The organism is Streptomyces sp. MGP-P1 (assembly GCF_057766565.1).
Genome location: NZ_JBYMEM010000007.1, coordinates 1159963 through 1183689 on the forward strand (window position 1 = coordinate 1159963; position 23727 = coordinate 1183689).

The following is a 23727-nucleotide window of genomic DNA, read 5'->3' on the forward strand; positions in this document are numbered from 1 at the left end:
CTGTGCCGAGCCGGGGTGTGCCCGACGCGCCGAGCCGCCCCGCCCTCAGACGTGCAACTCGGGCGGGAAGTCGGTCCAGCGGAGTTCGGCGGGCAGGTGACCGGTGTCGTTGAACAGGAGGAGGGCCGGGGGGCGGCCGGGCGCGTAACGGATGACGGTCAGCGCGGCGTTGGCGTGGTTGATGCCCAGCCAGCGCCACTCCGGGGCGTCCAGGGCGGCCCGGACGAGCCAGCCGACGAGGAAGTTGTGGGTCACGAGGAGTTCGTGGCGCGGCTCGTCGCCCTCGACCGTTCCCGTGAACCGCGCGAGTGCCTGCCGGGCCAGGCCGGGGCCCTGCTCGCGCTCGGCCGCCGGGAACCCGGCCAGCCGGGCGAGCGTCTCGTCGGCCGACTCCGTCGGCAGCTCCTCCCGTCGTGGCAGGTACGGAAGGTAGTCGCCGGCCGGTTCCGACCGCAGCAGAGGGACTCCCGCCAGCCGCTCGCCGACCAGCCGCGCCGTCTGCTCGGCGCGCGGGAGCGGGCCGTGGTGGATCGCGGTGATGGGGGCCCCGCGGAGCCGCTCCCCGAGCAGGGCGGCCTGACGGCGGCCGTCGTCCGTCAGCGTGCTCTCGTCGGCGGAGGCCTGACCGTGCCGGGTGAGGTAGAGGTAGCGGGCAGCCGTTGCCGTCATGGGCGGTTCCTCCGTCGCGGTTCATGATCGTACGAACGTCTGCGGGGACGCCGGGCCATGATCGGGCGGTTCCGCCGAGGTGGGCGGGGCAGGGGCCACGCCTCCCGGGATGCGCGGGGGCAGTGCTCGGGGCACCGTGGAGGCATGGCCGAGCACCCGCCCGTGATCGTCTATCCGCCTTCCGCGACCGGAGGGCGGCGGGTCACCGTGCACGGGCGGATCGTGGGCCTGGCGCACGGGCGGGGCGAGGTGGCCGCGCTGCTGCGGTCCGCCGGGTTCGTCCCGGGGCCCGACAAGGTCGTCGAGCTGGACCGGCCGGGACTGATCGAGTGGCGCGGCGGCGACCTCGACACCTGGGAGTGACCCCGTGCCCCGACACCTGGGAGTGACCCCGTGAAGCGTCGTCGGACGGTACGGGGCACCGCCTCGCTCGAACCGCCGCCCGGCTATTACGCAGCCGGGGGCGAGCCGCCCGACCCGGCGCAGCGCGCACTGATCCTGGACTGGATCGTGAGCCGACGCATCGCGGACGGCTGGCGCGTCGAGGCGCGTTCGGAGAGCCAGGTGGTGCTGGTGCGCGGGCAGCCGGTGAACCATGTGCTGCACGCCTTCCTCACCGTCTTCTCGTGCCTGGTGTGGGGGATCGTGTGGGCGGGCGTCGCCCTGGTCAGCCGCGTCGAGCGGGTGGCGCTCACCGTCGACGCCCAGGGGCGCGTCGTCGCGGTCGGCGCGCCGTGACACCTCACTCGAACGGGCGCGTCCGGGTGGCCCTGCGCCGGGGCCGGGAGGAGCGTCGGAGCTGATCTGCACGCATTACCAAGGCAGGTCAGGACAGCGGGCGCCCGCCGGCGCCTGTTCCGGCTAAGGAGTCCTCATGTCGCAGCCCAGCACCCCCGCACCCGGCGCCTCGCGCCCCGCCGATCCTCGTCCGGGCGGCAACACCGGCAGTCCGTGGGCGGCCGGGGGAACCGTGTTCGCCGGTGTCCTGCTCTTCGTGGACGGCATCCTCGGCGTCCTGAAGGGCATCGCGGGGATCGCCTCGAACGATGTCTACACGAGCATCAACGACTACGTCTTCAAGTTCAGCGTGACCTCGTGGGGCTGGATCCACCTGATCCTCGGCGCGATCCTCATCCTCGTGGGCTGGGGCATCCTCAAGGGCGCGACCTGGGCCCGCGGCGCGGGTGTCGTTCTCGCCTCCCTGAACCTCATCGCCAACTTCATGTGGCTCCCGTACACCCCGGTCTGGGCCATCGTCACCATCGCGATCGACGTCTTCGTCATCTGGGCCCTGTGCACCGACCGGTCGAGCCCGAGCGACCTGGTGCGGGGCAGCTGAGCGAGGAGCGGTCGGGCAGGCGAACCGGCCCGACGGCGGCCACGGGTGGGCGTTGTCAGTGGGGCGGTACACACTGGAGGCATGTGCCGCAGCATCAAGACGCTCCGCCCGCCCGCCCTCCCCGAAGAGGCCACCGAGGAGGACATGCGGGCCGCCGCCCTTCAGTACGTACGCAAGGTCTCCGGGTTCCGCGCGCCCGCCGCGCACAACCGGGAGGTCTTCGACCGGGCCGTGGACGAGATCACCGCAGCCACGATGAAGCTGCTCGACGGCCTGGAGATACGGGGCGCGGCCCGGGGCTGAGGCGCGCCGCCCGCTCCCCGGTGAGTCCCTCCGGTCAGGGGGCGGCCGGTGCGGGCGCCGAGACCGGTCCCGGCCCGCCGAGGGCGGCCGACCTGCCCGGGGGAGCGGCGCCGGGGGCGGGGGTGGGCGACGGCACGGACACGAGCGGGGACGTCCACGGCGTCACGGCCTCGGATCCGGATGCGAAGGTGGATGCGGACCCGTAGGGCCGTTCGGCTCCGGATGCCGGTGCCTCCGTAGCCGTCGCCTCCATCGCGGATGCCGGTGCCGGTGCCGAATCCGTCGTCGCCGCTGCCTCGGTCCTGGCTTCGGCCGCCGTCCGCGTCACCGTCCGCGTCCCCGGGCGTTTCACCAGGAACGTGGCCAGCGCGCCCGCCACGAACAGGGCCAGTACGGAGACGGCCGTGCCGAACCACGTCGAGCCCAGCCACCGGCCGCCGAAGTAGCCGAGGCCCACGCTGTAACCCGCCCATGCCAGGCCCGCCAGCGCGGACCAGGGAAGGAAGTCCCGCTTCCTGCGGTGGGCGGCGCCCGCGCAGAGGGAGACCACGGAGCGGCCCGCGGGGGCGAACCGGGCGATGATCACCAGCGCGCCGCCGCCCCGGCTCAGCGTCGCGCCGAGAAGTTCCTGCGCGGAGGTGAGCCGCCGGGAGCGCGCGATGGCCCGGTCCAGCCGGTCGCCCCCGCGCCAGGCGAGCCGGTACGCGACGAGGTCGCCGAGTACCGAGGCGGTGGCCGCGCACAGGATCAGTACGACGAGCGAGGGAACCTGCCCGTCGGTGCCTTCACCGGCACCGCTGACGGTCGTGGTGCCCGCTGCCGCCGCCGTGGCGGCCGTGATGACGAGAACGCCACTGGGCAGCAGGGGCAGAAAGACGTCCAGGAGGACGGAGAGGGCGACCACCGCGTAGATCCATGGGCTGCTGGTCAGCGCGGCCACACTCTCTGGCACCTTCTACTACTCCCCGTTCGTGTCAACGCCGCGACGTCGCAGGGGAGCGGCAGGGGCGGCAGGTTCAGCTGTACAGCGTACGCGCGAGGCTCATCCGGACGCCGCCCAGGGCGGGTGATGTTGTGCAGGTCACGCACACCTGGAGGCCTTGTGGCCGTTAGGCGGGGAGAACGACCGGCACGAGCGAGGAGCAGCGCATGACGGCATGGATGGTACGGACGGGACACGGTCCGGCGCACCCGATTTCGGGGCGACGGGGAACGGCGGGACGCGAGGGCGGGGCGAGGTCGCGGGGCCGGGGGGTCGCACGGGTCCCGGGCGTGCTGGCGGGCACGGCAGCCCTGCTGGCGCTGGCCTGCGGCGTCGGCGTCGCCCACGGAACGGGCGGCGGCGGCGCGGCGGACGCCTCCGACGGCCACGGCGCGCACGGGGCTCCCGCGGCCCAGGTCTCGGCGCGGGAGCCGGTTGGCGGCGGGGGAGAGCCGAGCCGCACGGATGACGTCGGCGTCGCCGTGGGAGGCAGTTCGTGGACGCGGGCCGCAGGGGTGTTCTCCCCGCCCGGTTCCTTCGTCCCGTCCGACGCGCTGACGTACGACACCGGGCTGGTGCCGGCGGGCGCGCGGATCGAGGTCACACAGTTCGCGGGTCCGTCCGGCACCCGGGTCGGGGCCCGGCTGCGGGGGCTCGTGCCCGGCCGTGCGTACGGAATGCACGTGCACACCTCGCCCTGCGGCGCCGACCCCGCCGCTGCCGGGCCCCACTACCAGCACCGCCCGGCGGCGACGGCGGACCCGGTCAACGAGGTGTGGCTGGACTTCCGGACGGACGAGGAGGGCGACGGCCGCGCGGAGGCCGTGCACGGCTGGGGCTTCCGCGAGGGCGGGGCACGGTCGGTGATCATCCATGATCGACAGGGCGGCGCGGGGGAGCGGGCGGCCTGCTTCACGGTGCCGTTCGGGCCCCACGGGCGGGATTGACCGGACTCCGCTCTCCGGGGCGGACGACGGCGTACGGCGGTGTCCCGCTCCTCCACGTCATCGGAGGGTCGCGGCACCGCCGTACGTCCCGCCGCTCCGTGCGAGGAGGCTGCGGGGCAATGCCGAGACGACGGGGCAACGCCGAGGCGACAGGGTCGGGCCGAGATGCCGGGTCAGGCGGAGACGGCCGAGGTCCTGTCGCGCCGGGGCGTGTCCTCGGCGACGGCCGCCGTGTTCCGCGAACCGAAGAAACGGTCCAGGGCGACGGCGCCCGGGCCGGTGAAGACCAGCAGCAGGAACGCCCAGCAGAACATCGCCGCACCCTCGCCGCCGTTCTGGAGCGGCAGGAACGCCTCGGGCTGGTGCACCTTGAAGTACGCGTAGGCCATCGACCCCGAGGCGAGGAAGGCTGCGGCGCGGGTGCCCAGGCCCAGGGCGACCAGGGACCCGCAGACCAGTTGGATCAGCGCGGCGTACCAGCCGGGCCAGGCGCCGGTCTCCGCCTGGTTGCCGCCGAGTGCTCCGAAGAGCGTGGCGATGCCGTGGAAGGCGAAGAGCAGGCCGACGACGAAGCGGAAGAGGCTGAGGACGTAGGGCTGGGCCTGGTTCAAGCGGATGAGCATGGGGGGCGGGCTCCTTCGGTCGTGGTGGGGACGTGAACCGATTGAGCGCCAAAGGTTAGGGAGACCTCATCGATACTTGCAACTTCAACATTCTGTCGAGTGGCTGAAAATCGCCTCCTACTCAGGGGTGAGTGAACGCTCAAGAACCGCTTCGAGCTGGGCTCCCTGCTTGCTCGCTCTGGCCTGGACCAATGTCAGCGCAGACTTCCGGCCATGCAGCGTGAGCGTCATGAGTTGGTTGCCGAACCAGGGGCCGCCCGCCTTGTTCCAGATCACCGGCGACGCACCCGTACGGCCGTGGCGGGACAGCAGTCGGCCGATCCGCCGGCCCGCCCGGCTCCAGCCGAAACGGAAACCCGCTCGGATCGACCGGGGGATGGAGTTGTGCACGGGTGAGCAGGTCAGCTGAAGGACACGGGCGATCGGGGCTCCCCCGGAGCCAGGACCGGAATCGGCCCCGGGGTGGGAACCGGGTCCGGGGTCGGACTTCGGCCACCGTGGCTCGGCGACGTAGGCATGGTGCACGTCGCCCGAGAGGACGCATACCGTCGCCGGGGCGTCCGGACCGCTCCCCGCTTCCCGCAGCAGCTCCGTGAACCGGTCGAAGGATTCCGGGAAGGCGGCCCAATGTTCCAGGTCGGAAGCGCGGCGCAGCTTCTCGCCGAAGCGTGCCCAGCGTGGCCCGCGTACGCCCGCGCACAGGGCTGCGCTCCAGCGTTCCGCGTCGTGGACGAGCGGGGGCAGCAGCCACGGCAGGGAGCTGCCGATGAGGAGATGATCGTAGGAAGAGGGGTCGTCCAGGACCGCGTTCCGCAGCCAGTCGGCCTCCTGGGCGTCGAGCATCGCCCGCTCCTTCTCGGCCAGGACGCGGGCCGCGCGGGTATCGACCATCACCAGCCGTACTCGGCCGAAAACACGCCGGTAGCTCCACCGGGTACGGGCGGGATCCGCGTCGGTCTCGGCGGCGAAGCGGCGCAGCGTCTCGGTGCCGTCGGGCGATGCTTTGACCGCCGCGTACACGGGGTCGGCGGCCAGTTCGGCGGGGGAGAGATTGCCCAGGTGCTGGTGGACCCAGTAGGACATCAGCCCGCTGACGATCCGTTCGTGCCACCAGGGTGTGGCGCGCATGTCCCGCTGCCAGGCGGCGCTGGTGTTCCAGTCGTCGATGACGTCGTGATCGTCGAAGATCATGCAACTGGGGACCGTGGAGAGCAGCCAGCGGACCTCCGGATCGCGCCATGATTCGTCGTAGAGGTAGGTGTACTCCTCGTAGTCCGCGATCTCCGCGCCCGGCGCCTCGCTCAGGTCCCGGCGGGCGGCGAGTCTGCGCCGGGTCGCCCCGGAGGTCTCGTCCGCGTACACCTGGTCGCCGAGGAGCAGCAGGACGTCGGGCCGCTCGGCCGCCGGATCCGCCGCGAGGCGAGCGGCCAGGGTCACCAGGGCGTCCGGCCCCACGGGGTCGTTCCCGCCGCCGGGAGCGGCCGCCCACCGGCACGACCCGAACGAGATCCGCACCTCGTCCGGCTCCGCCCCGGCGTCGCCCGCGGTCGCCGCGGACGGCGTGGTGATGGTGCTCGGCGGGAGGCGGGCGTCGTCGGGCGGCCAGACGCGCCGGGATCCGATCAGCACCTCGTACGCCGTGGTGGAACCGGGGGTCAGCCCCTCTACGACCACCAGGGCGTAGTGGTGCCCGGCCACCGAGAAGGTGGGCGACGCCCCCGAGGCGCCGTCCGCGCACCGGACCTCCACGGTGCACGGACGGCTCGCCTCGACCCAGACGGTCGCGGTGGCCCCCGACTCCCAGTCGACGTACCGCAGCAGTGGTCCCAGGCGCAGCCCGGTCATGTGATGTCTCCTCGCGACGCCGTCACGGATGGGGTCCGTAACGTACAGAACGCGGGAGGAGGGTGCACGTGTTCCGGTGGTCGGGGGCCGTGCTGTGGGCCGGATGGTCAGCGGCCGCGTGCGGGGGGCAGCGGTCGTGCGCGGTGGTCAGCAGCCGTTCAGGGCGGACTGCAGGGCGCTCTTCTCGGCGGAGTCCACGGTCATGTTGTAGTGCTTCTTGACGTGGACCCAGGCGCGGACGTAGGTGCACTTGTACGAGGAGGTCGACGGCATCCACTCGGCCGGGTCCTTGTCGCCCTTGGCTTGGTTCACGTTGTCGGTCACCGCGATGAGCTGGGGGCGCGTCAGGTCGTTGGCGAACGACTGGCGCTGGGCGTTGGTCCAGCCGCTCGCGCCGGAGCGCCAGGCCTCGGCGAGCGGAACCATGTGGTCGATGTCCACGTCGGACGCGGCGCTCCAGGTGGCGCCGTCGTAGGTCGAGTACCACCTGCCGCTGACCGCGGCGCAGGAGGAGTCCTGCTGGACGTTCGTGCCGTCGCGCTTGAGGACGACCTCGCGGGTGTTGCAGGCTCCCGACTGGGTGATCCAGTGCGGGAACTTGTCGCGGCTGTAGCCGCTGGACGAGCCCTCCGCGCCGACGGTGAGCTGGCCGAGGTAGGTGCGTGCGGTCGCCGCGCTGACCGGGGTGGGCATGGCGGCCTGCGCGCTCGGGGCGGTGAACAGGGCCGACGTGGCGGCGAGCGCGGCGGTTGCGGCGACGACGGAGAGGCGACGCGCGTAGACACCGGACATGCGAACTCCCTTGGTGTGGGGGGTGCTTGGGCGGGCGTGCGGAGGCCCGGCCATCGTGGCGACGCCAGGTTTCCGTGGGGTGGGCGTCAGGTAACAGGGTGACGACATGTGCACGTCACATCAAGGGGTGTGCAAGGGGAGTGACGGATCGCGGGAGCGCGCAGAGTCGTCACGGGCGGTTTGTCCGAGTGGTTTTGGGCATCCGCGGGGGCCCGGGGGCGCTCGCCGTCCCGGGCGCGCCCCCCGAGGTGGTCCTGGGCGCGCCCCCGAAGGGCGGTATCGCGAGCGGCCCTATCGTTGCCGCGTGCTGCTTCCGGTCTCCCCCACCCTCGGCGTCGTGCTCGCCGTCCTGCTGGTCCTCGCCGCCGCCGTCGCCGCGTGGGCCTCGCTGGGCCGGTCGCGCGAGATCCTCGTCGCCGGGGTGCGGGCGGCCGTCCAACTCGCCGCCGTATCCCTGATCATCGGCTGGGTGGTCCGCTCCCTGGCGCCGCTTCTCGGGTTCGTGGCGCTGATGTTCGCCGTGGCGGTGTGGACCGCGGGGCGCCGGATCACCGGCAACCGCACCTGGCGCTGGGCGGCCGTGCCGATCGGGGCGGGCGTGCTGCCCGTGGTGGGGGTGCTGCTGCTGACGGGGCTCGTGCCGGTCCGGGGCCTGGCGCTCGTCCCGGTGGCGGGCATCCTCATCGGCGGGGCGCTCACCGCGACGGTGCTCGGCGGGCGGCGCGCGCTGGACGAACTCGCCGGCCGGCGCGGGGAGGTGGAGGCGGGCATGGCCCTCGGGCTGCTCGACCGGGACGCCAGGCTGGAGATCGTGCGGCCCGCGGCGTCGGACGCGTTGCTGCCCGGGCTCGACCAGACCCGGACGGTCGGGCTCGTCACCTTGCCGGGGGCGTTCGTGGGCATGCTGCTGGGCGGCGCCTCACCCGTGGACGCGGGCGCCGTGCAGCTGTTCGTCCTGGTGGCGCTGATGGCGGTCCAGGTGGTCGCCGTCGCGACAGTCCTGGAACTGGTCGCGCGCGGGCTGTTGCACCGGGAGTGAGGCTCGCTACGGGGTGAGCCCACTCCGGGGTGGGTCCGCTGCGAGATGGACCCACTTCGGGCTGGACCCACTTCGGGGCGGGCCCCGCGTCGGCTGGGCCCCCTTCGGGGCTGGCCCCGCTTAGAGATGAGCCCCGCTTCGGAGCGAGGGGCCGGGGGCCGGGCCAGGGGTGTGGCTCAGGCCTCGTCGATGTACAGGCGGATCGAGCCGTCCTCGGCCGCCTCCACGCGCACCCGCGTCAGATCCTCGACATGGGCGTCCGGTGCGAGGGCCGCGGCGCGCGGGCCGACGCCCACGACGCGCATGCCCGCCGCCCGGCCGGCCGCTATGCCCGCCTCGGAGTCCTCGAACACGATGCAGTCCGCCGCGTCGAAGCCCAGCTCCGCCGCGCCCTTGAGGAAGCCCTCGGGGTCCGGCTTGCTGGCGCCGACCTGTTCGGCGGTGACGCGGACGGCGGGCATCGGCAGCGCGGCGGCACCCATGCGGGCTGTCGCGAGCGCGGTGTCGGCGGAGGTCACCAGGGCGTGCGGCAGCTCGGCGATCGCGGCCATGAACGCGGGCGCCCCGCCGATCGGCACGACGCCCTCGACGTCGGCGGTCTCCTCCGCCAGCATCACCCGGTTGTCGGCGTAGTTCTCCTCCATCGGGCGGTCCGGGAGCAGGACGGCCATCGTGGCGTATCCCTGACGGCCGTGGACCACCTTCAGCGCGGCCTCGGGGTCCAGCCCGTGCTCGATCGCCCAGCGCCGCCAGCAGCGCTCGACCACCGCGTCGGAGTTCACGAGGGTGCCGTCCATGTCCAGCAGGAGGGCTTGTGCGGTGAGGACGGTGGGAGGCATCGGCTGCTCCAGGACGCGGGGGAGGTGTGCGAACAGCCCGGGTGCGCGTGCCGCGGGGCGTGACGTGCACGGGCTGCGAAGGGTGCGCGGTACGAGGTGTGCGGTACCGCGTGCGGCAACCAGAGCAACCCCCGCCCGCCGGTCAGGGAGTGCGGGCGGGAGCTACTTTGTTCCATCACGATACAAAAACCGGGGGCGGAACGCCAATCCCCCGGCGGCGCGGCGGGCGGTCGCGGAGCGCTCGGTGCGCTCAGCGGGCTCGGTGGCGCCCGCCGCCGTTGGTCTCCGCCTCCAGCGCGCGCCGGGTGTTCGGCCCGTACACGCCCGTCGGATCGCCCTGGATCGCTTTGTACGACTGGTAGATCGCCACGGAGTACGCGACCTGGTCGCTGTAGGAGCTTCCGTCGACCGGCCCCGAGTAGAGCCATTCCCCGACGGTCCGGAGCCGGACCTGCAGCTCGGCGACCTCCGGGCCCCGGTCGCCGGGGCGCAGCGAGGAGCCGGCCGGCCCCGGGGGCGGATCGGCGGCGGGCGGCGCGGCGGTTGGAGCGCCGCCGTCCGGGGTGGTCGACGCGCTCGCCGTCGGCGACGCGGACGGGGACGCGCTGGGGGTCGGCTCGGGCTCCCGGCTCTTCGTCGGCGAGGCGGACGCGGACGGTGACGCGGACGGCGTGGCCGAGGGGGACTGCGGGCGCGGCGACGTGGCCGAGGCGGAGGGGGACGGGGCCACCGAAGCGGCCGGTTCGTCCTCGGTGTCCGGGACGCTCGTGGTGGCCTCCGGCAGCGCCTCGTCCCCCCTGTCGTCGCCGCCGAACAGGCCGCCGGCGAAGGCCGCCGTGCCGACCACCGCGGCGACGGCCGCCCCCACGGCGAGCGCCCCGAGGGGGCGCCTGCGGCGCGGTCGCACGGGGTCGGGGGCGAAGACGGGGGTCGCGCCCGCGGTCCGCCTCCGGCTTCCGTCCGGCGCGGCGCCGCTGCCGTCCGGCACGGAGTCGCGGCCCGCGCCCGTGCCCACGCCCATGCCACCGTTCGGGCCGTCGCCGCCCAGGAACAGCGGCATGGTGGTCGCCGCCGTTCCCGGATCGATCGAGGCCCCCGCCGCCCCCGTCCCGGTCCCTTCGGCGTCAGGTGCCGACGGGCCGGTCCCGGCGGCCGTACCCTCCCCTGTACGGGAAGCCGCGCCGTCCCGCATCCCGGAGGGCCGCGCCCCGTCCCACGTACCGGTGGCCATGCCCTCCCGCGTACCAGTGGCCGTGCTCGTCCACGTGCCGGACCCGGAACGAGGCCCTCCGGCCTCGCCTCCGCCCGCCCCGGCGAGGTCCGTCAGCGTCACGTACGGCCGGATGCGCAGGGGGTCGAAGTCCTCGGCCGCGGCGATCTCCGCCGTACGGGCGGCGCGCTGTTCGTCCTCCGTGAGCTGCTGCGACGGCGCGCCGGCGCCGCACCGGCACGGCGCCCGGTGCTCCGCGCCGGGCTGCCCGGCCGTCCGTCTCCCGCACTCCGGGCATGCGTGTCCGGTCATGGTGGGTCCCCTCCCCTTGAGCTGCCTGCGATTATGCAGCCCGCTCCGGGGAAGCCCAACGGCCCGCTGGGGCTCGGCCCGCCCCCGGCAGGCCATAACGGGGCGAAACGTCCAGGATGGGGGTGTAGTGGATCAGCGCATCAGTTGATCCGTGGACTCGGCGGGTCACTGGATTCGGCGGGTCAGTGGATTCAGAAGGTCAGTGGATTCGGCGGGTCGGTGGATTCAGCGGGCCAGTGGATTCAGCGGATCAATGATGCAGCGGATCAGCGGATCAGTGGATGCAGCGGATCGAGGAGACGCCCATGGCGCAGCAGCTGAGCCCGTCACCGCCGGCGCCCGGTGAGGGACAGTCCCACCGGAGCGTCCTGGTGGCGATCGGTGCGCTGCTCCTCGGCATGCTCCTCGCGGCACTCGATCAGACCATCGTCTCCACGGCTCTCCCGACGATCGTCAGTGAGCTCGGCGGCCTCGACCATCTGTCCTGGGTGGTGACCGCCTACCTGCTGGCGGCCACCGCTGCGACCCCGTTGTGGGGCAAGCTCGGCGACCAGTACGGTCGCAAGAAGCTCTTCCAGACCGCGATCGTGATCTTCCTGATCGGCTCCGCCCTCTGCGGGGTCGCCCAGAACATGCCCCAGCTGATCGGCTTCCGGGCCCTCCAGGGACTCGGTGGCGGCGGGCTCATGGTGCTGTCGATGGCGATCGTCGGCGACCTCGTCACCCCGCGCGAACGCGGCAAGTACCAAGGGCTCTTCGGCGCGGTCTTCGGCGTGACGAGCGTCCTCGGGCCGCTCCTCGGCGGCTTCTTCACCGAACATCTCAGCTGGCGCTGGGTCTTCTACATCAACCTGCCGATCGGCGTCGTCGCGCTGGTCGTCATCGCGGCCGTCCTGCACATCCCGGTCCGCCGGGAGAAGCACACCATCGACTACCTCGGCACCTTCCTCATCGCGGCCGTCGCCACCGCCCTGGTGCTCGTCGCCTCCCTCGGCGGTACGACCTGGGCCTGGAGCTCTCCGCAGATCATCGGGCTCGCGGTGCTCGCCGTCGTGCTGCTCGTGGCCTTCATCGCCGCCGAGCGGTGCGCGGTCGAACCCGTACTGCCGCTGAAACTCTTCCGGATCAGGACCTTCGCCCTCGTCGCCGTGATCAGCTTCGTCATCGGCTTCGCCATGTTCGGCGCGATGACCTACCTGCCGACCTTCCTCCAGGTGGTCCACGGCATCACCCCGACGATGTCCGGTGTGCACATGCTGCCGATGGTGTTCGGCCTGCTGATCACCTCGACCGGCTCCGGCCAGATCGTCAGCCGCACCGGCCGCTGGAAGGTCTTCCCGGTCCTGGGCACCGCCATCACCGCCGTCGGGCTGCTGCTGCTCCACCAGCTCGACGAGAACAGCTCCACCTGGCTGATGAGCGCCTTCTTCTTCGTCTTCGGCGCCGGTCTGGGCCTGGTGATGCAGGTCCTCGTCCTGGTCGCCCAGAATTCCGTCTCCTACCAGGACCTCGGTGTCGCCACCTCCGGCGTGACGTTCTTCCGGTCCATCGGCTCCGCGTTCGGCGTGGCCATCTTCGGGACCATCTTCGCCAACCGGCTGACCGGGCAGCTCACGGACGCGCTCGCCGGGCAGTCGCTGCCGCCGGGCGTCGACGCGGGGCGGCTGGCCGCCGACCCCCGGGCCATCGGACAGCTCCCGGCCGATCTGCGGCCCTCCGTCCTCGGCGCGTACTCGACCTCCATCACGGACGTCTTCCTGTACGCGGTCCCGGTGGTTCTCCTGGCCTTCGTCCTCGCCTGGTTCCTCCGTGAGGACAAGCTCCGGGGCTCGGTGACCGCCCCCGACACCAGTCAGACGCTCGCCTCCAACCCCGTCGAGCGCTCCTCGTACGACGAGTGCGCCCGCGCCCTGTCGGTGCTCGCGACCCGGGAGGGCCGCCGTGAGATCTACGAGAGGATCACCGCGCGGGCGGGGTACGACCTGCTGCCCGCCGCCAGCTGGCTGCTCCTGCGGATCAAGCGGCACGGCACCGTCGAACCCGCCCGGCTCGCCGAGACGGCGCCCGTGCCCCTGCACGTGATCACCGATGCGGCCCGGCAGGTCGAGGAACGCGGACTGGCCCGCCGGGAGGGCCTGCAGATGATCCTCACCGACACCGGGGCCGAGGCCGTCGTCCGGCTCTCGCAGGCCCGCGAGGACTCCCTCGCCGAACTCCTCGGCGACTGGTGGGGCCCCGAGCGCCCCACCGACCTGGTCAGACTCGTCAGCGAACTGTCCGCCGAGGTCAGCGGCTCGACCCGGGAGCGCCCCCACACCCCGCAGCCGCCCCGCGACCACGAGGCCCACCTGCGCCAGGACGAGCGCGAGGCCCACGAACGGCGCTTCGACGAGCGCGAGGGCCACGACCGGCGGCCCGACGGCCGTGACGACCACGGCCACCACCCCCCGTCCGCCTGAGCACACGGCGCGTCCGCGTCGGCGTCCTTGTCCGGGCCCGGACGGGCCCGGCCGCCGCCGTCACAGCTCCTTGGCGAACCAGTGCTCCGCGTACTGATTGCGTCGGTGGAACGCCGGCACTTCCCGGTAGCCGTGCTTCGTGTACAGCCCGCGTGCCTCGACCAGGTCGTTGCGGGTGTCCAGCCGCAGCAGCCGTACGCCGTACGCCCTCGCCGCCTCCTCCACCGCGGCCAGCAGCAGCCCGCCGCCGCCCGTGCCCCGGAACGCCGGGCGCACGTACACCCGCGTCAGCTCCGCCGTGCCCGGACCGGCGGACTCCGTCAGCACCAGCCCGGCGCAGCTCGCCGCCTTGCTCCCGTACCGGCCGACGACGAACTGCCCGGTCGGCGGTACGAGCAGGTCGGCTCCGTCGCCGTCGAGCCCGTCGTCGATCTCCTCGGCGGTGGCGGGCCGCTGCCAGTAACGGCTGGCGACCTCGTCGTAGTAGTCACGGCGCAGGGTGCTCGCGTCGGGGGAGTCGAATCGTTCGGCGGCCACGGTCCAGGTCATGTGGGGCATTCTTGCTGCCGCACGGCCGTACGACGACGCAATTTACCTGTAGGGGGCAGTAGTGACTGATGTGTCCGCGACCGACGCCGCGCCCGACGCGACCGACGCCACGACCGGAGCCGTGACCACGACCGGAGCCGTGACCACGACCGGAGCCGTGACCACGACCGGAGCCGTGACCACGACCGGAGCCGTCCAGCGCCTCGCCGAGCGCTGGATACGGGACGGCATGGCAGGGGGAGAGGGCCCCGGCGGCACCGGGGCGGGCACCGGCTTCGTGTGCTCGCCCGCCGGGCTCTGGCTCGCCCTGGCCGCCGTGGCCGCCGGTGCGCGCGGGGCGACCGCGGCCGAGCTGCGGACGCTCCTCGGCACCGCGGACCGGGAGGCCGCGCCGGCGGTCACGGAACTGGCCCGCGCGCTGGCCCGGACCGGGGCGCTGGGCGTGGCCACCCGGGTCTGGAGCCGGGTGGCCGTCCTCCCCGCGTTCCAGGAGGCGCTGCCGGACGTCCGCTTCGACCCGATGGACGCGGCGGCCGTCGACGCCTGGGTCCGCGAGGCCACCGGAGGGCTGATCGAGCGGCTGCCGCTGGAGATCACCGACGAGACCCTGCTCGCGCTGGTCAACGTCCTGGCGCTGAAGGCCCGCTGGGAGAAGCCCTTCGAGGCCCGGCGGACCCAGGACCTGCCGTTCACCGACGCGGCGGGGACGGTCGGTCCGGTGCCGACCATGGTCAAGGACGTGCCGTTGACCGACGCCTGGACGGCCGGCGGGGCGTACGTCGTCGAGCTGCGCTGCGCGAGCGAACCGGGCGGCGGCCCCGGGGCCCGGGTCCGCCTCGTCCTGGGGGAGCCGGGGGCCGGGGCCGGCCGGGTACTGCCCGTGGGCTGGGCGCCCCGGGCCGCGGGCGTCCCGCTGGACACCGACCGGGTGACCATCGGGCTGCCCCGGCTCACCCTGCGGACGCGGGTGCCCGTCACCGGGCAGCTGGTCTCCCTCGGCGTCCGGCTGGCCCTGACGGACGCCGCGGACTTCTCCGGTCTCTCACGCGAACCCCTCGCCATCTCCGACGTGGTCCAGGAGGCCGTGCTGAAGATCGCCGAGGAGGGCGTGGAAGCCGCGGCCGTGACGGTGGTCGCGATGCGGGCGGCGGGCGCCGCCCCCCGGCCGCAGCGGGTGCGCCACATCGCGTTCGACCGCCCCTTCGGCATCGTCGTGCTGGCCGGAACCGAGGACACCCCGCTGTTCACCGCCTGGCAGGCACAGGCCCCCGCCGACCCGAACGCCTGAGACCTGTCAGAGGCCCCTGTCATCCCCACGGACGACTTCTTCCGGACCGAAGCAGGATGACAGTCAGGCAAAGAGGGGGTTGATTGTGTCTACCTCGTAGGGCAATGCGAGGCTTCATCCGGCATGCCCCCACTCGAAGGGGCGATGCATGGAACGGTGGGAGGGTCGGCGCAGCGTGGTGAATGCGGATCACAGTGTGCGCGGTGACGCGGCGACGGACACGGGAGGGAGAACCGGGCTGGTCCGGGCCCTGCTCTGGCTGGTGGTGGCCGTGCTGGCGGTACGGCAGGTGGCGGTGGTGCTCCGGCAGCCACCGGGGGAACGGCTCCTCGATCTGGAGACCTGGATCGGGGAGAACGGCGTCCTGCACGTGACGGGCTCGCTGTACGACAGCGGCCGGTTCACCGGCACGCCCTTCGCCGGGCTGGTCCTGAAACCTCTCACCGCGTCGGCCCAGGAGGCCCTGGGCGTGGCGTGGACGTTCGGGTCCCTGCTGCTCGTCGTCGCCCTCGGCATCGTCGCCGCCCGGGCCCTGCCCTCGCCGGTGGGCCGCCGGACGGCCCTGCTCGCGGCCCCCGTCGCGATCAGCCTGCTCATGCTGTCGCTGCCGGTCCGCAACACCCTGCACCTGGGCCAGACCAGCATCCTGCCCGTCCTCCTGGTGCTCCTGGCCTGCTTCGTCGTCCGGGAGCACCGGCCCGCCGGCGTCCTCGTCGGTCTCGCAGCCGCCTTCCAGCCGGTGCTGCTGCTCTTCGCCGCCCTGCTCTGGCTGACCGGCAGACGGCAGGCGTCGCTGAGCGCGGGCGTGACCTTCGCCCTCGCCACGGCCGCGGCCTGGGCGGCGGCGCCGAAGGACTCGTGGACGTACTGGGTGCACCATCTCGCGGGCGCCGGACTGGGGGAGCGGCCGGACGGCCTCGCCAACCAGTCCCTGCACGGGGCGTTGCTCCGGCTCGGCCTCGAAGGCCCCCTGGAAATCGCCCTGTTCCTGGTGCTCTCCGCCGCCGTCGTGGTCGTCGGACTGCGGCGCGCGGTGCGGTACGCGCAGGACGGGCAGCTGCTCCTCGCGGTGGCCGTGACCGGCTGCGTCGTGGTCGCCGTCTCGCCGACCGCCTGGCAGCACCAGCTGCTCTGGGTGCTCCTCGCGGTCGTCGGCAAGGTCGGCAAGCGGGCCTCCGACCGGCTGGTCTGGCCGTCCGTGGTGCTGCTGGTCGTCACCCTGCCGGGCACGATGCTGCTGCCGAACATCGAGGCGCTCTTCCCGGTCCGCGACAACGTGCTGCTCCTCGTGGCGCTCGGCGCGGCCTGTCTCGCCCCGTTCGTGCCCCGCACCTCGCCGTACTGGCAGCACCCGGTCCCCACCGACTACGCGAAACCGGTCGCGGCGCGCTGGAGACGCGTGCCGCTCCTGCCGTTCTGGCGCCGGGTCCTCACCCGCCCCAACCTGCTGCTGGAACTCCTCCTCATCCGGGTCGTCTACGACGCCTACGCCCAGGTCCGCCTCGCCGCCAGGGCGGGCCGCCCGCTCGCCGAGGAGCACGGCCGGCAGATCCACGCCATCGAGCAGTGGCTGCACATCGACATCGAGCACTGGGTCAACCACACTGTCGTGCAGATCACCTGGCTGCGTGAGTTCTTCGACTACTACTACTCCACCTTCCACTTCATCGTCCCGCTGACGATCCTCGGTGTGCTGTACGCGCGCCGCCCCGCCGACTACCGCTGGGTCCGCTCGTCCATCGGCTTCGCCACGCTGCTCGCGCTCGTCGGCTTCTGGCTCTACCCCCTGGCCCCGCCCCGGCTCATGCCCGGCCTCGGCTTCATCGACACCGTCCACGGGGTGCAGGACTTCGCGAAGCCCGACTACGGGACGCTGACCACCGTAACCAACCAGTACGCGGCGATGCCGTCGCTGCACTTCGGCTGGTCGCTGTGGTGCGGTGTGGTCATCGTGATGCTGGCCCCGAAGCTGTGGATGAAGGCGCTCGGTCTGCTGCACCCGCTCTTCACGATCGCCGCGATCGTGGCCACCGCCAACCACTGGGTGCTCGACGCGGCCGGCGGCGCGCTCGTCGTGGCGATGGGCTTCGGGCTGACGTATCTGCTGTCGGGGCCGCGGAAGCTCGTGACCGGGCAGGAGCAGGCGACCGGGACGGCGACGGAACCGGCGGAGCCGCCGGCGGCCGAGGCCCCCGAGGCCACGGAATCCGCCGAAGCCGAAGCCGAAGCCGAAGCCGAAGCCGAAGCCACGGAATCGCCCGGACCCGCCCTCGTACCGGAGCATGAACCCGCCGAAAAAGTCGGCGGCAAGTAGCAGCAGGCCGAAGCAGCAGCAGGCCGAAGGGGTGCCGGGACGGCTGAAAACCGTCCCGGCGCCCTTCGGCATGGATCGCCGCGTACGTCCCGCCACCCGGACGGGTCCGGACGGCGCCCCGCGGGCGGTGTCAGGTGGCCGCGACCGTCGTCACCCGGAGCTGCTTGATCCCGTTGAGCCAGGCCGAACGCACGGCCCTGCACGAGCTGGAACGCCGCGACGAGGAGTGCGCGCTCATCACGATGTGCGCGGGAGGGGCCCTGGCGGCGGCCACGATCATTCAGCGGCTGTGACCCCCGTGACGGCTGCTTCAAGGTGAGCCCGGGGCCGCCCCCTCGGGCTGCTTGCCGGGTCGCCTCCCGGGCTGCTTGCCGGGTTGCTTCCCGGGCTCCTCCGGCTTCCCGAACGCCGCCCGCGCGTCGAACGCGGCGCGGCGCGTGGCCCGGCGCAGCGCCCTCAGCAGCGTCGGGCCGAGCGTGAGGGTCAGGACCACCGTCAGCACCGCCCGCCCCAGGTCCCAGCCCAGCGAGGTCGTGACGTAGTACGCGAGGAAGCGCACCAGGTTTTCGTGCAGCGGGTCGTCACCGTCGAAGGAGATCCCCGAACCGATCCCCGTGATGAGCGGCCAGCCCTGGAGGTTCATCACCACGCCGTACGCGAACGCCGCCACGCACCCGTACACCGCGAGCATCGCCAACTCGGCCCGCCCGCGCAGCCGGTCGGCCCCCGGCAGCAGGCCCGCGCCCATCGTGAACCAGCCCATCGACAGCATCTGGAACGGCATCCAGGGCCCGACCCCGCCCGTGAGCAGCGCCGAGGCGAACATGGTCACCGAACCGAGGACGAAGCCGAATCCGGGGCCCAGCACCCGTCCGCTCAGCACCATCAGGAAGAACATCGGCTCCAGGCCCGCCGTCCCGGCGCCGAGCGGGCGCAGCGCCGCCCCGACCGCCGCCAGCACCCCGAGCATCGCGACGGCCTTCGCGCCCATGCCGGACTCGGAGATCGTCGCCACCACCACCGCGACGAGCAGCGGCAGCAGCGCCGCGAACAGCCAGGGCGCGTCCTGCGCGTGCGCGAGCCCGGACCCGGCGTCCGCCAGCAGCGGCCACCCGAAGGCGACGACGCCGACGGCGCTGGTGAGCAGCAGCACGGCGACCGACTTCGGCCCGAGCCGCACCGGCCGGGCCGCCCGCTCCCGAACCCCGGCCTCGTTCCCGCTCATACGCCCGCCTCCAGCGCGCCGCGCACCTGGGACACGGTCAGCCACTCCTGCGGGGCCAGGATCTTCGCGGTCTGCGGGGCGAACGCGGGCGAGGAGACCACCACCTGTCCGGTCGGGCCGTCCGCGACGACCTCCCCGTCGGCGAGGATCACCACCCGGTGCGCCAGCTCCGCCGCCAGCTCCACGTCGTGCGTCGCCAGGACGATCGCGTGCCCCTCGGCCGCCAGGCCGCGCAGCACCCCGACGAGCCGGGCCTTCGCCGCGTAGTCCAGACCACGCGTCGGCTCGTCCAGGAGCAACAGCGGCGGGCGGCCCGTCAGCACCAGCGCCAGGGCCAGGGCGAGCCGTTGGCCCTCGGAGAGGTCCCGGGGATGGATGTCGTCCCCGACGCCCGGCAGCAGCTCCGACACCAGCGCCCGGCAGGTACCCTCCGCCGCGCCCGCGTCCCGGTCGGCGGCGGCGCACTCGGCGGCCACCGTGTCCGCGTACAGCAGATCGCGCGGCTCCTGCGGTACGAGGCCGACCCGGCGCACCATCGCCCGCGGGTCCGTCCGGGCCGGGGCCAGGCCGCCGACGCGCACGGTGCCCGCGGTGGGCTCGATCATGCCGACGAGCGCGCCGAGCAGCGTGGACTTTCCGGCCCCGTTGCGGCCCATCAGGGCCACCGTCTCGCCCGGGGCCACGGTGAGCGTCACCCGCCGCAGCGCCTCGACCCGGCCGCGCCGCACCCCGAGCCCGTCGACCCGGGTGACCGGATCGGCGACCGGGGCGGCCGGGGCGTCGGCCCCACGCCCCAGGAGCCGGGCGAACCGGCCGGGCCGGGAGGCGTGCGCCACGGGCGGGGGCGCGACGGACCGACCGGACGGCGCCTTCGGCGTCCCCGGTACCTTCGGCGTCCCCGGCGCCTCCGGCGTCCCCGGCACCTCCGGGGGCACGGGCGGCGACGCCTCCGCCAGCCGCTCCCGCAGCCCGCCCGCCCCGCGCCGGGCGTCCCGTACCGACAGGGGCAGCGGGTCCCAGCCCGCGAGCAGTCCCAGCTCGGCCACCGGGGGCCGTACCGGCGACACCTTCATGATCTCGGCGGGCGGCCCCATCACGGGGCGGCGCCCGGGGCGGGCAGCAGGACGACCTGGTCCGCGTACTGCACCACGCGCTCCAGCCGGTGCTCGGCCATCAGCACGGTCGTGCCCAGGTCGTGCACCAGCCGCTGGAGCACCGCGAGGACCTCCTCGGCCGCCGCCGGGTCCAGCGCGGAGGTCGGTTCGTCCAGCACCAGCACCCTCGGGTGCGGGGTGAGCACCGAACCGATCGCCACCCGCTGCCGCTGACCGCCCGACAGGGTCGCGATCGGCCGGTCGCGCAGCTCGGCCAGGCCCAGCAGATCGAGCGTCTCCTCGACCCGGCGGCGCATCACGTCGGGTGCGAGACCCAGCGACTCCATGCCGTACGCCAGCTCGTCCTCGACGGTGTCCGTGACGAAGTGCGCCAACGGGTCCTGGCCCACCGTGCCGACCAGATCGGCCAGTTCACGCGGCTTGTGCGTACGGGTGTCCCGGCCGCCCACCGTCACCCGGCCCGAGAGCAGCCCGCCCGTGAAGTGCGGGACGAGCCCGGAGACCGTACCCAGCAGAGTCGACTTGCCGACACCGGAGGGTCCGACGAGCAGGACGAGTTCGCCCTCGGGGACCGTGAGGTCGACGTCGGACAGCGTGGGATGCTCCGTGCCCTCGTACCGCACGGAGAGCCGCTCGAACCTGATCACGCCTGCTCCTTGTAGCGATGCGCCGGTCTTGTCGTGGCCCGGGACGACGGCGGCACGGGGGCGACCAGCGCGGGCAGCAGCCCGACCAGTACCGCCGCGGCGGGCCACAGCGGCAGCACCGGCGCGACCAGCGGTACGACACCGGGGCGCATCGCGTCCGGATCCAACGCGCCCGCCCAGATCATCGCCGCCGCGACCACCGCACCCGAGCACGCCACCAGCCAGGCCCGGACGCCCCACCGGTCCGGCCGGTAGCGGGTGCGCACCGAGCGCCGCCCGCCGAGCCGCAGCCCGGCCATCGCCGTGACCAGACCGGCCAGCAGCAACGGCAGGCCGTACACCGCCCCCTGCGCGGCCAGCAGCCCGTACGTGCCGGCGCACACGCCGAGCAGCCCGCCCAGGGTGAGGACGTTGGTGGTGTGCCGGACGGCGGCCGGGACCTGCGCCGTACGCCCGTACCCACGCGCGTCCATCGACGCGGCCACCGCCACCGACCGCTCCAGCGCCCCCTCCAGCACCGGCAGCCCGATCTGCGCCACGGCCCGCACACCTCCGGTCGGCCGCCCCCGCAGCCGGCGCGCGGTGCGCAGCCGGACCACGTCGGCCACCATGTTCGGCGCGAACGTCATCGCGACCACGACGGCGACCCCCGCCTCGTACAGCGCGCCCGGCAGCGACTTCAGCAGCCGCGCCGGGTTGGCCAGCGCGTTCGCCGCGCCGACGCAGATCAGCAGCGCGGCCAGCTTCATCCCCTGGTACAGCGAGAAGACCAGCTGCTCGGCGGTGACCCGGCCGCCGATCCGCACGCCCTGCGCCCAGTCGGGCAGCGGCAGTTCGGGGAGGACGAACACGGTGTGGGAGCCGGGGATCGACGATCCGAGGAGGACGGAGAACAGCAGCCGCGCCGCCACGACGAACAGCCCGAGCTTCACGAACGCGCCGTAGGAGCGGGCCCACGGCGCATCCGTCCGCCGCGCCGCCACCACATAGCCCGCCACGCCGACCAGCAGCCCGAGGAGCAGCGGGTTCGTCGTCCGGGACGCGGCGGTGGCCAGACCCAGCGCCCACAGCCACCACGCCCCGGCGGGCAGCGCGTTGCCGCGGTCCGCCTCGGGGGCGTGCAGGGCGCGGCGCAGCAGCCGGGCCGGAGCCGGGGCGGGGGAGGCGGTCACCGGCGGCGGCGGGCCTGGACCACGGCGGCGACGCCCAGCAGCAGGACGGCGCCGATGCCGACGAGGAGCCCGACGGACGGGCCGCCGGCGCCTTCCGATGAACCGTCGTCCGAGTCGTCGGCCTCGTCCGCGGTCCTGCCCGAGGCAGTGGTGGAGGGTGTCGGCTTCGCGCTGCCGTCCTCGCCCGACACCTGTTCGCCGCAGCCCGACTCGGGGTAGCCCGAGATCGCGCAGAGCATGGCGCTGCTGTCGTACCGCAGCGGCTTGGCCACCGCGGCGAGCGCCTCCGCGCTGCTGGCGTCCGGTGCGACCTGCGCGCACGCCGTGCGCGGTGCGGGCGGCTTCTCCCCGTCAGGGGCGTCCGCCGCCGTACCGGCGTCGATCACCAGCGCGACCCGCTTCTGCCCGTCCTTCGCCGGAGTGCCCGCGCAGATCGCCCCGAAGTCGGGGGCGCGGCGCGGCTGTGCGGCATCGCCCGAGTCCTCGCTCACGGCGAACCGGAAGCCCTGGACCGCGCCGTCGTCCGGGCGCAGCAGCGACGGCCCCTGGGTGGCGTACTGCCAGTTCTTGCCGTTGCCCTCCCAGAAGGACCAGTAGCGGTAACCGGCGGCCTCGGCGCTGCCCGCGCCGAGGAGGACGGCCGAGGCGGCGACCAGGGCGGCCAGCAGGACGACGAGAGGATTCCGCAGCCGGGCGACGGCGGAATTCCGCAGCCGTGCGGCGGCTGGGTTCCGCGGTCGTGCCGGGACCGGCGTACGGCTCACGGCTGCTGCTTCTTCCGGCGCATGCTCAGCACGAAGCCGATGCCCGCCCCGGCGGCGAGACCGATGCCGATCAGCCACCCCAGGCTCAGCCCGCTGTCGTCGCTGTCGGTGCCGCTGGAGGGCTGCGGGCCGGTCGGCGTGGACGAGGGGAGGGCGGTGGCGGCCGGGGCGGGGCCCATCGTGTTGAGCTGCTTGACGAGGTCGACGCCGCCGAAGCTGCGGGCGTCCGCGCCGGTGGCGTGCGCGGCGAGGATCAGCTGTGCGGTGGCGGCCGGGCCGCTCTGCTTCGCCCAGTCGGTGCCGTTCTTCCGCAGCCAGGCGACGGAGGCCTCGGCCTGGTCCGCGTGCCCGGAGGCGGCGAGCGCGACGACCGCGTCCGCGGTGTTGCCGTAGTCGGGCTGTGGCTCGGTGTTCTCGGCGCCCGGCATCGGGGCCTGCTCCAGGTACGGAGACTTCTTCAAGGCGTCCGCGAGGAAGAAGGAGCCGTTCTGGGCGGTCTGCTCCGGGCTGAGGTCGTCGCCCTTCGTGCAGGAGGGGTCCTCGACCGCGTTGGACGTGCCGGAGGCGATGCCCTTGCCCATCAGGCCGAGCACCGAGGCCGCGGTGGCGTCCAGGTTGGCGGTCAGCTCGCCCTTCTTGCCCGGCTGGTACGCGAACGCGCCGCCGTTCTCGTCCCCGCAGGGGATGGCCAGCGACTGGAGCGCGGTGTACGGGGTACTGCCGTCGGCGGTGGTGAGCTCGTTGACCGGGACACCGGTCCGGGCGAGCGCGCCGATCACGATGGACGTGGAGTTCGCGTCGCTCGGGCTGCCGGGGTTGTAGCCCCAGCCGCCGTCCTCGTTCTGCACGGACTTCAGCCAGTCGGCCCCGTTGTTGGCGTCGTCGCGGCGCTGGTTGATCTCGACGAGGGCCTGGACGGCGACGGCGGTGGCATTGGTGTCCATCACCGTGGAGGCGTCACAGGGCTTGGAGGCGTCGCGGTACGAGGTGAACGCGCCGCTGTCGCACTGCTGGCCCACCAGCCAGTCGACGGCGGCGGTGGACGGCGTGACGTACTCGATCTTCTGCGCGAGGAAGGCCAGCGACTGCCGCCACACCCCGTCGTACGTGGGGTCCGTGGTGCCGTAGAGCCCGGCCGGCAGCTCCGCGGACGGGGAGGGACTCGGCGCGGCGACCGCTACAGGTGCGGCCGCGCCCAGGAGCACGGCGGTGGTCGCGAGCGCGGCTGCGCTGCGGCGTACGGTCATGGCTGGCTGGGCCTCTCCTGCGAGGGCCGGACTCCCCGGGCACACGA

Annotated in this window: 22 protein-coding genes and 1 pseudogene; 10 read left to right on the forward strand and 13 right to left on the reverse strand. The window is 73.7% G+C overall.

Features of this window, described 5'->3' with window-relative positions:
• Nucleotides 1-45 precede the first annotated feature (45 nt).
• Nucleotides 46-669 carry a histidine phosphatase family protein gene (locus AC3CH1_RS26685; protein WP_488465243.1) on the reverse strand — a complete coding sequence of 208 codons (624 nt, stop codon included), beginning with the start codon at nucleotides 667-669 and terminating at the stop codon, nucleotides 46-48.
• Between the two features lie 144 nt (nucleotides 670-813).
• Here AC3CH1_RS26685 and AC3CH1_RS26690 point away from each other — a divergent pair, with 144 nt between their 5' ends.
• The 4 genes from AC3CH1_RS26690 to AC3CH1_RS26705 all read left to right on the forward strand — a co-directional run bounded on the left by AC3CH1_RS26690 (nucleotide 814) and on the right by AC3CH1_RS26705 (nucleotide 2311).
• The gene (locus AC3CH1_RS26690; protein WP_488465244.1) at nucleotides 814-1032 is read left to right on the forward strand and encodes a hypothetical protein; all 219 of its coding nucleotides are present in this window, start codon (nucleotides 814-816) and stop codon (nucleotides 1030-1032) included.
• Between the two features lie 30 nt (nucleotides 1033-1062).
• On the forward strand, nucleotides 1063-1407 hold the full coding sequence (locus tag AC3CH1_RS26695; protein WP_488465245.1) for a DUF8108 domain-containing protein: 345 nt from the start codon (nucleotides 1063-1065) through the stop codon (nucleotides 1405-1407).
• Nucleotides 1408-1543: 136 nt separating this feature from the next.
• Nucleotides 1544-2008: a DUF7144 family membrane protein gene (locus tag AC3CH1_RS26700; RefSeq protein WP_488465246.1), complete on the forward strand. Its 465-nt coding sequence runs from the start codon at nucleotides 1544-1546 to the stop codon at nucleotides 2006-2008.
• 81 nt (nucleotides 2009-2089) lie between these two features.
• Nucleotides 2090-2311 carry a DUF2277 domain-containing protein gene (locus tag AC3CH1_RS26705; RefSeq protein WP_007459290.1) on the forward strand — a complete coding sequence of 74 codons (222 nt, stop codon included), beginning with the start codon at nucleotides 2090-2092 and terminating at the stop codon, nucleotides 2309-2311.
• Between the two features lie 34 nt (nucleotides 2312-2345).
• Here the strand turns inward: AC3CH1_RS26705 and AC3CH1_RS26710 are convergent, their stop codons facing one another.
• On the reverse strand, nucleotides 2346-3263 hold the full coding sequence (locus AC3CH1_RS26710; RefSeq protein WP_488465247.1) for a DedA family protein: 918 nt from the start codon (nucleotides 3261-3263) through the stop codon (nucleotides 2346-2348).
• 197 nt (nucleotides 3264-3460) lie between these two features.
• On the opposite strand from AC3CH1_RS26710, the gene AC3CH1_RS26715 reads away from it, so the two are divergent.
• Nucleotides 3461-4240 carry a superoxide dismutase family protein gene (locus AC3CH1_RS26715; RefSeq protein WP_488465248.1) on the forward strand — a complete coding sequence of 260 codons (780 nt, stop codon included), beginning with the start codon at nucleotides 3461-3463 and terminating at the stop codon, nucleotides 4238-4240.
• 173 nt (nucleotides 4241-4413) lie between these two features.
• Here AC3CH1_RS26715 and AC3CH1_RS26720 read toward each other — a convergent pair whose 3' ends face one another.
• The 3 genes from AC3CH1_RS26720 to AC3CH1_RS26730 form a co-directional block, all read right to left on the reverse strand.
• Nucleotides 4414-4863 carry a DoxX family protein gene (locus AC3CH1_RS26720; protein ID WP_488465249.1) on the reverse strand — a complete coding sequence of 150 codons (450 nt, stop codon included), beginning with the start codon at nucleotides 4861-4863 and terminating at the stop codon, nucleotides 4414-4416.
• 117 nt (nucleotides 4864-4980) lie between these two features.
• Complete coding sequence (locus AC3CH1_RS26725) at nucleotides 4981-6708, reverse strand: alkaline phosphatase D family protein (protein ID WP_488465250.1); 1728 nt, start codon at nucleotides 6706-6708, stop codon at nucleotides 4981-4983.
• Nucleotides 6709-6855: 147 nt separating this feature from the next.
• Nucleotides 6856-7500, reverse strand: a complete 645-nt coding sequence (locus AC3CH1_RS26730) for an HNH endonuclease family protein (protein ID WP_488465251.1) — start codon at nucleotides 7498-7500, stop codon at nucleotides 6856-6858.
• Nucleotides 7501-7804: 304 nt separating this feature from the next.
• Between AC3CH1_RS26730 and AC3CH1_RS26735 the strand changes: the two genes are divergently transcribed.
• Entirely contained in the window at nucleotides 7805-8539 is a 735-nt protein-coding gene (locus AC3CH1_RS26735; protein WP_488465252.1) for an ABC transporter permease, read from the forward strand.
• Between the two features lie 176 nt (nucleotides 8540-8715).
• On the opposite strand, the gene AC3CH1_RS26740 is transcribed toward AC3CH1_RS26735, so the two are convergent.
• Both AC3CH1_RS26740 and AC3CH1_RS26745 read right to left on the reverse strand, forming a co-directional pair.
• The gene (locus AC3CH1_RS26740) at nucleotides 8716-9378 is read right to left on the reverse strand and encodes an HAD-IA family hydrolase (protein WP_488465253.1); all 663 of its coding nucleotides are present in this window, start codon (nucleotides 9376-9378) and stop codon (nucleotides 8716-8718) included.
• A 250-nt stretch (nucleotides 9379-9628) separates the two neighbouring features.
• Nucleotides 9629-10900, reverse strand: a complete 1272-nt coding sequence (locus tag AC3CH1_RS26745; protein WP_488465254.1) for a peptidoglycan-binding domain-containing protein — start codon at nucleotides 10898-10900, stop codon at nucleotides 9629-9631.
• 305 nt (nucleotides 10901-11205) lie between these two features.
• Between AC3CH1_RS26745 and AC3CH1_RS26750 the strand changes: the two genes are divergently transcribed.
• Nucleotides 11206-13359: an MDR family MFS transporter gene (locus AC3CH1_RS26750; protein ID WP_488465255.1), complete on the forward strand. Its 2154-nt coding sequence runs from the start codon at nucleotides 11206-11208 to the stop codon at nucleotides 13357-13359.
• A gap of 60 nt (nucleotides 13360-13419) precedes the next feature.
• Here the strand turns inward: AC3CH1_RS26750 and AC3CH1_RS26755 are convergent, their stop codons facing one another.
• The gene (locus AC3CH1_RS26755; RefSeq protein WP_488465256.1) at nucleotides 13420-13908 is read right to left on the reverse strand and encodes a GNAT family N-acetyltransferase; all 489 of its coding nucleotides are present in this window, start codon (nucleotides 13906-13908) and stop codon (nucleotides 13420-13422) included.
• A 61-nt stretch (nucleotides 13909-13969) separates the two neighbouring features.
• Here AC3CH1_RS26755 and AC3CH1_RS26760 point away from each other — a divergent pair, with 61 nt between their 5' ends.
• From AC3CH1_RS26760 to AC3CH1_RS26770, 3 genes are all read left to right on the forward strand, one after another.
• Nucleotides 13970-15196, forward strand: coding sequence for a serpin family protein (locus tag AC3CH1_RS26760; RefSeq protein WP_488465257.1), 1227 nt, complete (start codon nucleotides 13970-13972; stop codon nucleotides 15194-15196).
• Between the two features lie 148 nt (nucleotides 15197-15344).
• Nucleotides 15345-17510 carry a bifunctional glycosyltransferase 87/phosphatase PAP2 family protein gene (locus tag AC3CH1_RS26765; protein ID WP_488465258.1) on the forward strand — a complete coding sequence of 722 codons (2166 nt, stop codon included), beginning with the start codon at nucleotides 15345-15347 and terminating at the stop codon, nucleotides 17508-17510.
• A gap of 134 nt (nucleotides 17511-17644) precedes the next feature.
• Nucleotides 17645-17803, forward strand: a complete 159-nt coding sequence (locus AC3CH1_RS26770; protein WP_488466825.1) for a hypothetical protein — start codon at nucleotides 17645-17647, stop codon at nucleotides 17801-17803.
• 17 nt (nucleotides 17804-17820) lie between these two features.
• On the opposite strand, the gene AC3CH1_RS26775 is transcribed toward AC3CH1_RS26770, so the two are convergent.
• From AC3CH1_RS26775 to AC3CH1_RS26795, 5 genes and pseudogenes are all read right to left on the reverse strand, one after another.
• A complete protein-coding gene (locus tag AC3CH1_RS26775; protein WP_488465259.1) occupies nucleotides 17821-18735 on the reverse strand; it encodes an ECF transporter S component in 915 nt (304 codons plus the stop codon).
• Nucleotides 18732-20497, reverse strand: a pseudogene (locus tag AC3CH1_RS26780) (ABC transporter ATP-binding protein). The gene AC3CH1_RS26775 and the pseudogene AC3CH1_RS26780 overlap by 4 nt, the downstream one beginning before the upstream one ends.
• Nucleotides 20494-21669, reverse strand: coding sequence for an energy-coupling factor transporter transmembrane component T (locus AC3CH1_RS26785; protein WP_488465260.1), 1176 nt, complete (start codon nucleotides 21667-21669; stop codon nucleotides 20494-20496). The pseudogene AC3CH1_RS26780 and the gene AC3CH1_RS26785 overlap by 4 nt, the downstream one beginning before the upstream one ends.
• A complete protein-coding gene (locus AC3CH1_RS26790; RefSeq protein WP_488466743.1) occupies nucleotides 21666-22382 on the reverse strand; it encodes an SCO2322 family protein in 717 nt (238 codons plus the stop codon). The genes AC3CH1_RS26785 and AC3CH1_RS26790 overlap by 4 nt, the downstream gene beginning before the upstream one ends.
• Nucleotides 22383-22429: 47 nt before the next feature.
• Complete coding sequence (locus AC3CH1_RS26795) at nucleotides 22430-23680, reverse strand: SCO2321 family membrane protein (protein WP_488465261.1); 1251 nt, start codon at nucleotides 23678-23680, stop codon at nucleotides 22430-22432.
• Between the last annotated feature and the right edge of the window lie 47 nt (nucleotides 23681-23727).

Excerpts from the sequence above, each read along its gene's own strand:
- AC3CH1_RS26720 (WP_488465249.1), bottom strand. The coding sequence starts at position 4,863 with ATGCTCATCCGCTTGAACCAGGCCCAGCCCTACGTCCTCAGCCTCTTC.
- AC3CH1_RS26700 (WP_488465246.1), top strand. The coding sequence starts at position 1,544 with ATGTCGCAGCCCAGCACCCCCGCACCCGGCGCCTCGCGCCCCGCCGAT.
- AC3CH1_RS26740 (WP_488465253.1), bottom strand. The coding sequence starts at position 9,378 with ATGCCTCCCACCGTCCTCACCGCACAAGCCCTCCTGCTGGACATGGAC.
- AC3CH1_RS26725 (WP_488465250.1), bottom strand. The coding sequence starts at position 6,708 with ATGACCGGGCTGCGCCTGGGACCACTGCTGCGGTACGTCGACTGGGAG.
- AC3CH1_RS26705 (WP_007459290.1), top strand. The coding sequence starts at position 2,090 with ATGTGCCGCAGCATCAAGACGCTCCGCCCGCCCGCCCTCCCCGAAGAG.
- AC3CH1_RS26765 (WP_488465258.1), top strand. The coding sequence starts at position 15,345 with ATGGAACGGTGGGAGGGTCGGCGCAGCGTGGTGAATGCGGATCACAGT.
- AC3CH1_RS26690 (WP_488465244.1), top strand. The coding sequence starts at position 814 with ATGGCCGAGCACCCGCCCGTGATCGTCTATCCGCCTTCCGCGACCGGA.
- AC3CH1_RS26685 (WP_488465243.1), bottom strand. The coding sequence starts at position 669 with ATGACGGCAACGGCTGCCCGCTACCTCTACCTCACCCGGCACGGTCAG.
- AC3CH1_RS26755 (WP_488465256.1), bottom strand. The coding sequence starts at position 13,908 with ATGACCTGGACCGTGGCCGCCGAACGATTCGACTCCCCCGACGCGAGC.
- AC3CH1_RS26775 (WP_488465259.1), bottom strand. The coding sequence starts at position 18,735 with ATGAGCGGGAACGAGGCCGGGGTTCGGGAGCGGGCGGCCCGGCCGGTG.
- AC3CH1_RS26745 (WP_488465254.1), bottom strand. The coding sequence starts at position 10,900 with ATGACCGGACACGCATGCCCGGAGTGCGGGAGACGGACGGCCGGGCAG.
- AC3CH1_RS26750 (WP_488465255.1), top strand. The coding sequence starts at position 11,206 with ATGGCGCAGCAGCTGAGCCCGTCACCGCCGGCGCCCGGTGAGGGACAG.
- AC3CH1_RS26795 (WP_488465261.1), bottom strand. The coding sequence starts at position 23,680 with ATGACCGTACGCCGCAGCGCAGCCGCGCTCGCGACCACCGCCGTGCTC.
- AC3CH1_RS26730 (WP_488465251.1), bottom strand. The coding sequence starts at position 7,500 with ATGTCCGGTGTCTACGCGCGTCGCCTCTCCGTCGTCGCCGCAACCGCC.
- AC3CH1_RS26715 (WP_488465248.1), top strand. The coding sequence starts at position 3,461 with ATGACGGCATGGATGGTACGGACGGGACACGGTCCGGCGCACCCGATT.